Here is a 9745-nt window from a genome sequence, read left to right on the forward strand (position 1 = left end):
GGGAAGCGCATTCAGGCGATCGCGCCGCGGCTGCGCAGATGTTCGATGATCAGCCTGACCGCTTCTTTCGAAGACGTTGTGGTGGTATCGATGTGAAGATCTGGGTTCTCGGGTGCCTCGTACGGCGAGTCGATTCCGGTGAAGTTTTTCAGCTCGCCTCGACGTGCCTTCTTGTAGAGCCCCTTCGGGTCTCGACTCTCGGCGAGTTCCATCGGAGTGTCGATAAAGACTTCGCAGAACTTCTCGGACCCGATGACCTCGCGGGCAGCTTGTCGCTCGGCTCCGAACGGTGAGATGAACGACGCCAATACGATCAGGCCGGCGTCCACCATCAGCCTGGCAACCTCGGTCACCCGCCGGATGTTCTCCACCCTGTCGGCTTCGGTGAACCCGAGGTCACGACCCAGGCCGTGCCGTACGTTGTCGCCATCGAGCAGGTAGGTGTGGCAGCCCAGACCGTACAGCTGCCTTTCGAGTTCGTTGGCGATGGTCGACTTACCCGAGCCGGAGAGCCCGGTAAACCACACCACGTGGGGCTCATGGTTTTTGAGCTTTGATCGTGCCTGTTCGTCGACATCCACGGCTTGCCAGTGAATGTTGTCCGATCGGCGCAGCGAGTGCGCGATCATTCCGGCGCCAACGGTGGTGTTGGTCAGCCGGTCGATCAGGATGAAACCGCCGGTGTCCTGGTTCGCGGTATAGACATCGAACGGAACCGGCCGGTCGAAGCTGATGTTGCACACGCCGATCTCGTTGAGCGCCAAAGTGTTTGTCGCCGTCTGTTCGAGCGTGTTGACGTTCACCTTGTATTTCGGCTTGGTGATGCGCGCCTGCACCGTCATCGTCCCGATCTGGCACAGGTACGGACGTTCGGGCAACATCGCGTCTTCGCCCATCCACACCACGTGCGCCTCGAACTGGTCTGCCAGACCCGGCAGCGCGTCCACCGCCGCCAGCACATCGCCGCGGCTGATGTCGATCTCATCGTCGAGTGTGATCGTCACGGACTCCCCCGCGATTGCTTCGTCGAGGTCGGCTCCCATCGTGACGATGCGTGCCACAGCCGATTCCTTCCCGCTCGGAAGAACTCTGAGGCGATCGCCGGGGCGTACCGTGCCCCCGACGATCAGCCCCGAGAATCCCCGAAAGTCCAAGTCGGGTCGATTGACCCACTGGACGGGCATACGAAATGGGCTCTGGTGGAGCTTGTTGGAGATCTCCACGGTCTCGAGGTGTTCGATCAGTGTGGGCCCCTGATACCACGGTGTGTTTGCGCTGCGTTCGGTGAGATTGTCGCCGTGGTAGGCCGACAGCGGGATCGCGACGACGTCCTCGAGACCTATCTCCGCGGCAAACGCCCGGTAGTCTTTGGTGATCTTGTCGAAGACGTCCTGCGAATAGTCCACGAGATCAAGCTTGTTGACAGCGAGCGCCACGTGGCGGATGCCGAGCAACGACACCAGATAAGAGTGCCGACGTGTCTGGGTGAGCACGCCTTTGCGGGCATCGATGAGAATCACAGCAAGATCTGCGGTCGAGGCACCGGTGACCATGTTCCGGGTGTACTGCTCGTGGCCGGGGGTATCGGCGACGACGAACTTGCGGCGCTCGGTGTTGAAATACCGGTAGGCGACGTCAATCGTGATGCCTTGCTCGCGTTCGGCGGCCAAGCCGTCGACCAGGAGCGCGAAGTCGAGTCCCTCACCCTGGGTGCCGACCTTTTTGGAATCGGCCTCCAATGCCGAAAGCTGGTCTTCGAAAACCAGTTTGGACTCGTAGAGCAACCGGCCAATCAGCGTGCTCTTGCCGTCGTCGACACTGCCGCAGGTGATGAACCGAAGCATCGACTTGTTGGCGTGACGCTCGAGATACTGCTCGATGTCGTCGGCGATCAGTGCAGATGGGTGGGTCATCAGAAGTAACCTTCCTGCTTCTTCTTCTCCATTGAGGCGCTGCTGTCGTGATCGATCACGCGGCCCTGGCGCTCGGAGGTGGTGGTCAGGAGCATCTCCTGGATGATGTCTGTCAGCGACGTGGCAGTCGACTCGACCGCACCGGTGAGCGGGTAGCAACCGAGGGTCCGGAAACGCACGCTCTTGAGTTCGGGAACTTCACCGGGTCGCAACGGCATCCGGTCGTCATCGACCATGATCAGCGTGCCGTCGCGTTCGACGACGGGACGCTTGTCGGCGAAGTAGAGCGGCACGATGGGAATGTTCTCCTGCCGGATGTACTCCCAGACATCGAGTTCGGTCCAGTTCGACAGCGGGAACACGCGCAGGCTCTCGCCAGGGGATTTGCGGACGTTGTACATGTGCCACAGCTCGGGCCGCTGCTGCTTGGGATCCCACCGGTGCTCGGCCGATCGGATCGAAAAGATCCTTTCCTTGGCGCGGGACTTCTCCTCGTCGCGCCGGGCTCCACCGAAAGCGGCGTCGAACTTGTGAAGATCGAGCGCCTGCTTGAGCCCTTCGGTCTTCCACATGTCGGTGTGGGTCGCAGAGCCGTGCGTGAACGGGTTGATCCCCTTCTCGACGCACTCCGGATTCTTGTGGACGATCAGATCGAAATCACCTGTGGCAGCGGACTCGTCGCGCAGCTTGTACATTTCCCGGAACTTCCAGGTGGTGTCCACGTGAAGCAACGGGAACGGTAGCCGCGACGGGTAAAATGCCTTGCGTGCGAGATGTAGCATAACCGCGCTGTCCTTGCCGACCGAATACAGCATCACCGGGTTTTCGCTCTCGGCAACGGCTTCGCGCATGATGTGGATACTCTCGGCCTCGAGCCGTTCGAGGTGAGTCAGTGTACGGGTTAATGTTTGGGTCATTTCAGTAGCTCCAATGCAATGCCGGCGAGTTCGGCCCGGCAGATCAGCAGATCGGGCAGCCAAGGATTTTCCTGGTTGTAGACGAGTTCGGACCCGTCGATACGTGAAACGTGAAGTCCGGCAGCGTGCGCGACGGCAACGGGGGCCGCAGAATCCCACTCGTACTGCCCGCCGGCATGGGCATAGACATCTGCGTCACCGCGCACCACCGCCATCGCCTTCGCTCCGGCCGACCCCATCTCGATGAGCTCGGCGTCAAGGCCCGCGGCCATCGTCATGACCGGCTCAGGCCTGCGTGTGCGACTGACGACAACCCGTGGGCGGCGGGGAATTGCCTGTGTCGCGACCGCCACATCGCGTGTCGAATACGTCGTTCCCAGGGCCGGCATCGCCACAGCGCCGACAGTCAACCGACCGTGCTCGACGAGCGCGACGTGAACGGCCCAGTCTGTGCGCCCTGATTCTCCGAACTCGCGGGTGCCGTCGAGGGGGTCGACGATCCACACCCGCTCGGCGGTCAGGCGACGCTTGTCGTCGACCCCTTCCTCGGACAGGACCGAGTCGCCAGGGAATCTCCGGGTGATCGCATCGACAAGGAACTCGTGGCTACGCCGGTCCCCTTCGTCCCGGATCTGACTTGGATCGCGAGTCGCGATATCGAGATCCTGTCGAATCTCGACGAGTAGTTGGCCTGCCGCAGTGGCGAACTCGACCGCTGCAAGCTGGTCTTCGCCATCGGCTATCGCCGACGGTGGGTTTGGCTCACTCGTTGTGGCGTGGGTCATAGATCGAACCGTAACATGAGAATGAACACTGTTCAATCCTAGTTCGAACATTGTTCATTCTCTACTTCGAAACGCCTGCGGACGCGCGCATCAGGGTCTGCCTCAACGGCACTCAATTGAAAAGTGCTTGGAAGCGACTACGGTTGGCCGGTGGGCGAAACGGAAAAAAAGTCGATCTACGGCGACGCCGAAGCCAGGCGACGCCGGACTCTGGATGCGGCCGCAGCCCTGTTGGACGAGGGCGGATACACGGCACTGACCATTCGGTCTGTGGCAAAACGGTCAGGGACCAGCACCGGCCTGATCTACCAGTATTTCGTGGACAAGCCAGACATCTTCGTCGCGCTGCTGAGCGAGAGCCAGGTCGAATCGCGGATATTCGTGGCCGCCCTCCCCCGCGACCAGGGAGTCGCGGCGCTGCTCGCGAGCATCATTCCCGAAGCCGCGCGACAGTGGGCCAGGGTGGGCCGCTTCGCCGGGACGTGGCGAGACATCGAAGGTGACGATCACACCGAACGCGAGTCGATCCGTGAGGTGCGCAAGACGGCGCAGCAGTACAACGACGCGCTCTACAGCGCACTCCGGGAGGCGGCATCAATCGAGGGCCTACACCTGAAAGACGATCCGGCACTGCTGCCGTTTGTACTCTCCGGCCTGCGGGGCGTGGCAGACACCATCGTCAACAGTTGGGCTCCCGATCTCGATCCGACCGAGTTCACTCGTTTCGCCGCGGCTTCGATGGCCCAGGCGATCACGTCACTCGACTGACAACCGATTATCGCCGCGCTGGTCGGTACCGGACGGCCCCCAGGTCACCGTGGTTGCCGGAGGCAGATGCTTTCGATATCCGACCATCACGATCAGCGTCGACGCCACGGCGAGAACCGTCAGAACCATCAGCAACACAACGGTCGTGAAGGGAGGTGTCAGTGCGGCAAGGATCGTTGGCATCAGAAAACCTGTGTACGACAATGCATAAAAGACACCCGTCAACTTCGCCAGATCTTCCGGTGGCGCGATCCGCTGCACTTCCAGCAGACCCGAGACCAGTCCGATCCCGAAGCCGACGCCGAATATCACGCTCACGAGAATCCCCACAACAGGGGAATTCATCTCGACCGCAACGATCATCACCACCAGACCGACAATCATCGTGGTCAGAGAAACAACGATGCCACGCGCGCTGGATGCCGAATCGATCCGCTTCGCGATCGGCTGGATGAGTGCACCCGATCCCAGCGCGACCACGCTCATCGCGGTTGCGTATGCCAAACCCATTCCCCCGGTAGCACCTTCGAGAAGAACAGGAAGATAGCCGTACGACAGACCACAGGCGATGAACAGCCACGGCCCGCAGATCGCCACCACCCGGATGAAGCGCCGGTGCCGGGCCGAGGGCACCCCGAACCTGGTCCGAAGGTCGCCATGCCCGTCGGTGCGTTCGATCGTCTCCGGCGCCTTCCTGATCAACCACACGAACGGAGCGATCACCGCGATATGGATCAGGTACGGAAGGACCTCGGGCAACGGCCCCCATTGCGCGAGACTTCCTGCGATCAACGCACCCAGACCAGAACCCAGGGTGAAGGCAAGTGACGCACGCCGCGCCCCCGAACCCCGGTCCGCCGCTGGGTCATACGGGGCTTGCGACAGCTCCTTGAGCCAGCTGGTTCCGACAGCCATCGCCGTCCCCACCGACATTCCGGCCAGCAAACGACCGACATATATTGCGGATGCACCGAATTCACCGGCGCCGAGGAGAAGACTGGCAATCAGCCCGAACCACACGCCGGCGAACATCAACGGCCGTCGACCGAATTTGTCAGACAACGCTCCCGCGATCAACAGAGCCGGCACCAATCCCAGGACGTAGATTCCCAGGAAGAACGTCACCGTTGCCGACGAGTAGTGCTCGACGTTCTTGTACAACAACAGCATCGGGCTGAATTGGTTACCCGACCACGCGCAGACGAACAGCGCCCCGAACACGAGTGTCCATTCCCGGCGTTGACGTCCCTCAGATGCCGCGGCCACTTTCCGATCGAGGTAAAGACTCACAGGGCACCCTGATAACGCTTCATGTGGGCATCGAGTGCGGCGGCGAACCCTGCCCGATCGCCATCGGTGAAACATTCGAACAATCGGCGGTGGTCGCCGTAGGCCGAAGCGAGGTTCCCGATCTCCACCCGCAACAGCAGGTTGCGCAATCGTTGCTGCCGATCCCGCAGTATTTCGTAAAAGTGCTGTGCCACAGCATTTCCTGAAGCCTCGACCATCAATGCGTGGAACTCGTCGTCGAGTTCGACGAAGCCCGACACGTCGCCGCCATCAACACAGCGCGCTTGATCGTCGAGATTTCGCGACAACAGGTCCGCAATCCGCGACGGCGGACCACCTGCGGCGAATACCTGTGCTGCCGAGGCAGATTCGATGCCCACCCGCATGGCGAGTACGTCGGTCACCTCCGACGGAGTCATCGGCCGCACGATCGCACCCCGTCGGGACGCAAGTTCCAACAACCGCTCCGAGCCCAGCCGCAGAAAGGCTTCATGCACCGGCGTCCGGCTGATCCCGAGCTCGGCACCGATCGCGGCCTCACTCACGAGCTGGCCGCCGGCCAATCCCCCGGTGATGATCTGGGACTTCGTGTAGGTGTACGCGCGTTCGGCCGCCAACGGACCGGTGACAACAGACATGACACAAGTATGCCACCTTGCATGCAAGCTTGCATGCATGGTGACCGGAGCCACCCCACTCGCGTCACCCGATGCAGGCATCCCCGTTTCCGCCTTTAAATCATCTAGGTCGAAAGAGTATGAGACAACATGGATCTCGGCCTACGGTGTCCCTTGCACACCTGCTCGTGACCAGAGAAGGACCTTCCCCCCATGCCCACGACTTTGCTGACGCGACCGCCCTGGGTCGCCACGTTCACGATGAACGCGACACCCCACACCAACCGAGGTGTGTGGCGTCGTTCATCCGCGTGGCAGCACCGCAGGTTGAGCGCGTAATGGGCGTACCCAACAAGAAGCGGCTCATCCTCAACCTGTTCGAGATGAACTGCGTCAGCCATATAACTCATGGCCTCTGGCGGCTTCCCGACAACAATCGGCTCCGGTTCAACGACATCGAATACTGGATCGAGCTGGCCGAACTCCTCGAGAGTGGCGGATTCGACGCAGTCTTCCTCGCCGATGTCGTCGGAACCTACGACACGTTTCGTGGATCCGCCGAAACCGCCATCAAGCAGGGACTTCAGATTCCCAACAATGACCCGTCCGTTGTCGTCCCGGCGATGGCTGCGGTGACCAAGCACCTGGGTTTCGGCATCACTTTCTCTACGACATACGAGCCGCCGTTCGCCTGGGCTCGTCGTGTTTCCACTCTTGATCACCTGACAAAGGGCAGGGTCGGCTGGAACATCGTGACCTCCTACCTTCCCAATGCCGCACGCAATCACGGACTCGCAGGTGAGGTCGAACACGACACCCGCTACGAACAGGCGCACGAGTACCTTGATGTGCTCTACAAGCTGTGGGAAGGCAGCTGGGATGACGATGCGATCATCGCCGATCGGGACAACAACGTCTTCGCAGACGCCGGGAAGATCCGCCCGATCGACCATGTCGGAAAGTACTACTCGGTTGAGGGGCCGCATCTGCCCAGCCCGAGCCGCCAGCGCACGCCGGTGCTGTTCAGCGCGACCCAATCCGATGCCGGGATGGCCTTTGCCGGCAAGCACTCTGAGGTCGTGTTCACCGGCGGTGGTACCGCCGATCAGATCAAGACCCTGGTGAGCAAACTCAAGGACGCAGCCGTCGCCGCCGGTCGCGAACGTGGCGACCTGAAAGTCATCGCCACTGCCGGTGTCATCGTTGCCACGACCGAACAAGAGGCGCGCGCCAAAGCCGAGTTGTACCAAGAGCTATCTGATCGTGACGGATACCTCGCGCACGCCGGATTGCCCTGGGATCCAACCACTTTTCCCGCGGAGGAAAAGCTGGCAGGCCTCGATCAGGGACGGTCCAAGCGCCATGGCGCGGTGGACGCGGAGACCACCGTTGGTGAGTTCCTCGCCGGCTTCGGCGACATCTCCCGCCACCCCCTGTTCGTTGTGGGGACGCCGGACCAGGCCGCAGACGCCATCGAGAGTTGGCTCGACGACCTCGACCTGGACGGCATCAACCTACTCCAGTACCACACCTATGACACGGCAAAGGATTTCATCGACCTCGTCGTTCCGGTCCTGCGGGCACGCGGCCGTCTGCGCACCACCTACGACGAGCGTGAGTCGTTGCGCGACAGGATCTTTGGTCGCGGAGATCGCCTACCTGAGAACCACTTCGCAACCCGCTACCGCGGTGGCAATCACCTGCCAAACCGAGTAGGGATTTCCGACCCCGAACCGCAGACATCCGAACCGCAACTCACCTCTTGAAAGTTCCTTCCGCACCACAAGACAGCTCGAAGAAAGCACGGTCATGAAAGTACTCTCCCGATCACGATTCGCGATCGCCACTGCCGGCGCCCTGGTTGCGAGCCTCGCACTCGCTGCCTGTGCCGGCGGCGGCGACTCCAGCGGATCGGACGGTTCAGGCACCCCGGTCCAGGGCGGAACGATCACCTACGCGCACGTCCAGGAGCCACCGTGCATCTTCGGCGGTTGGATCCAACAGGCCTACATCTCGCGGCAGGTACTTGACGCGCTCGTGACCGTGGACGAGGACGACGCGATCAAACCGTGGCTCGCGACCTCCTGGGAGGTCTCCCCCGATGGCCTCACCTACACCTTCACCCTCAAAGACAATGTGAAGTTCACCGACAACACGCCGCTCGATGCGGCCGCGGTGGCCTACAACTTCGAACAGTTCGAGAACGGCGGCCTCAACCCGACGGCCAAGGTTTCGATCGATCCGTACTACGAATCGGCCGAAGCAATTGACCCGACGCACTTGGCAATTCATCTCAACCAGCCCTACCCCGAATTCCTCCGGCTCATCGGCCAGGGCTACTTCGGCATCCAGTCGCCGACCGCACTCAAGACCCAGAGCACGCAAGAGAATTGCGAAAAACCAATCGGCTCGGGAGCTTTCACTGTCGATTCGTGGAAGAAGGGGCAAGAGGTGATCTTCAAGCGCAACCCCGCCTACACTTCGTGGCCTGCCACCGCGAAGCATGAGGGGCCCGCTTACGTCGACCAGGTCAACTGGAAGTTCGTGCCCGACGGCACATCGCGATACGCGTCTCTGACGACCGGGCAAACGGACGTGGCATACGAAATCCCGACGGTGAATTGGAAGGATGCACAATCGAAGTTCAAGAACACGATTCGCTACATCACTCCCGGCAAACCCAACTCGTTCGCCATCAACACCGAACAGGGCCCTTTTACCGACAAGCTCGTCCGCCAAGCCTTCGCCTATGCAGCGGACCGCAAGTCAGCGGTCGAGGCGGGCTTCCACGGCGTGCTTCCCTATGAGCCCAACCCGGCGGTATCGCAGTCGACACCAGGCTATCTCGAAGGCGACCCCTACCCGTACAACCCTGACAAGGCCGCCGCACTGCTCGCCCAGGCGGGATGGACAAAGGGCACCAACGGCATCTACACCAAGGACGGTAAGCCGCTTGAGGTGAACGTCGTCTACGGGGCCGGTTCCATCATCACCCAAGAGGGCGCGACCGTACTCCAGGCACTGCAGGAACAGTGGAAGAACGCAGGCTTCGACGTGAAGCTGACCCCGGTCACGCTGGCCGAACTCTTCGGCGGCGAATTCAGCGGACCGGATGCCTATGACGCGAGCCCGGGCTACTGGACGAGTCCGAGTCCGGCGATCCTCTGGATCGTCTGGCGCCAGAATGAAGAAAACAACCCCAACGGCAACAACAAATCGTTCTACAACAACGCCGAATTGACCGCCCTGATCAATCAGGCAAATACCAACGCGGACACCGCAGCCGGCTTCGATGAATACAAGCAGGCGCAGAAGAACATCCAAGATGAGGCCGCCGGGGTCGGTCTGTACACCCAGAACACATTGATCGCGGTCTCCAACGGACTCCACGATTTCTGGGTCGAGAAGACCCAGGGCGAGCCCGTGTTCGCCGATGCGTACTTCACGAAGTGAGT

General features: G+C 61.3%; 8 protein-coding genes. 3 read left to right on the top strand and 5 right to left on the bottom strand.

What is annotated here, in order from left to right:
- Positions 1 to 11 precede the first annotated feature (11 nt).
- The 3 genes from cysN to AC1TPF_RS14365 are packed head-to-tail and all read right to left on the bottom strand — an operon-like array spanning position 12 to position 3615.
- Positions 12 to 1913 (bottom strand): sulfate adenylyltransferase subunit CysN, encoded by a 1902-nt coding sequence (gene cysN, locus AC1TPF_RS14355; protein ID WP_482144509.1) that lies wholly within the window; start codon positions 1911 to 1913, stop codon positions 12 to 14.
- Entirely contained in the window at positions 1913 to 2830 is a 918-nt protein-coding gene (gene cysD, locus AC1TPF_RS14360) for a sulfate adenylyltransferase subunit CysD (protein WP_482144510.1), read from the bottom strand. The genes cysN and cysD overlap by 1 nt, the downstream gene beginning before the upstream one ends.
- Positions 2827 to 3615, bottom strand: coding sequence for a 3'(2'),5'-bisphosphate nucleotidase CysQ (locus tag AC1TPF_RS14365; RefSeq protein WP_482137952.1), 789 nt, complete (start codon positions 3613 to 3615; stop codon positions 2827 to 2829). The genes cysD and AC1TPF_RS14365 overlap by 4 nt, the downstream gene beginning before the upstream one ends.
- A 150-nt stretch (positions 3616 to 3765) precedes the next feature.
- Between AC1TPF_RS14365 and AC1TPF_RS14370 the strand changes: the two genes are divergently transcribed.
- Positions 3766 to 4383 (top strand): TetR/AcrR family transcriptional regulator, encoded by a 618-nt coding sequence (locus tag AC1TPF_RS14370; protein ID WP_482137950.1) that lies wholly within the window; start codon positions 3766 to 3768, stop codon positions 4381 to 4383.
- Here AC1TPF_RS14370 and AC1TPF_RS14375 read toward each other — a convergent pair.
- Both AC1TPF_RS14375 and AC1TPF_RS14380 read right to left on the bottom strand, forming a co-directional pair.
- Positions 4372 to 5673 carry an MFS transporter gene (locus AC1TPF_RS14375; protein ID WP_482137949.1) on the bottom strand — a complete coding sequence of 434 codons (1302 nt, stop codon included), beginning with the start codon at positions 5671 to 5673 and terminating at the stop codon, positions 4372 to 4374. The genes AC1TPF_RS14370 and AC1TPF_RS14375 overlap by 12 nt on opposite strands.
- Positions 5670 to 6311 (bottom strand): GntR family transcriptional regulator, encoded by a 642-nt coding sequence (locus tag AC1TPF_RS14380; protein WP_482137947.1) that lies wholly within the window; start codon positions 6309 to 6311, stop codon positions 5670 to 5672. Before AC1TPF_RS14380 ends, AC1TPF_RS14375 begins: the two co-directional genes overlap by 4 nt.
- A gap of 317 nt (positions 6312 to 6628) precedes the next feature.
- On the opposite strand from AC1TPF_RS14380, the gene AC1TPF_RS14385 reads away from it, so the two are divergent.
- Together AC1TPF_RS14385 and AC1TPF_RS14390 are read left to right on the top strand one after the other, a co-directional pair.
- Positions 6629 to 8056 (top strand): NtaA/DmoA family FMN-dependent monooxygenase, encoded by a 1428-nt coding sequence (locus AC1TPF_RS14385; protein WP_482137945.1) that lies wholly within the window; start codon positions 6629 to 6631, stop codon positions 8054 to 8056.
- 43 nt (positions 8057 to 8099) lie between these two features.
- Entirely contained in the window at positions 8100 to 9743 is a 1644-nt protein-coding gene (locus tag AC1TPF_RS14390; protein WP_482137943.1) for an ABC transporter substrate-binding protein, read from the top strand.
- Positions 9744 to 9745 lie beyond the last annotated feature (2 nt).

This window comes from Williamsia sp. Y853, assembly GCF_056786495.1.